The organism is Chromobacterium sinusclupearum (assembly GCF_002902845.1).
In the GTDB taxonomy this organism is placed as follows: Bacteria; Pseudomonadota; Gammaproteobacteria; order Burkholderiales; family Chromobacteriaceae; genus Chromobacterium; species Chromobacterium sinusclupearum.
In genome coordinates this window covers 1-307 of record NZ_PPTF01000087.1, presented here as the reverse complement: position 1 = coordinate 307, position 307 = coordinate 1, and the positions used below count along the sequence as shown (strand labels likewise).

Annotated in this window: 1 tRNA gene; it reads right to left on the bottom strand. The window is 49.2% G+C overall.

What is annotated here, in order from left to right:
* Positions 1-6 precede the first annotated feature (6 nt).
* Positions 7-83 (bottom strand) — tRNA-Ile (locus C2134_RS19255).
* Between the last annotated feature and the right edge of the window lie 224 nt (positions 84-307).

Sequence of the window (307 nt, the reverse complement as noted above, 5' to 3'; positions counted from 1 at the left end):
AATTACTGGTGGGTCTGGTAGGACTCGAACCTACGACCCCTGCGTTATCAACACAGTGCTCTAACCAGCTGAGCTACAAACCCAGTAGTCGTTTGATACCACATCGTTTTCGATCAAAATCAAGCAGATCAAGGCGAAAGCTGACGACGTGTACATCGAGTACACGAGGAGGCTTTCAACGCAGAGCTGCGCAGATTTTCATCGAAAATGCCCTTAACTTGAATAACCGATAGGCTGTAAGTACTTGGCGATCGCCTTCTCTAGAAAGGAGGTGATCCAGCCGCAGGTTCCCCTACGGCTACCTTGT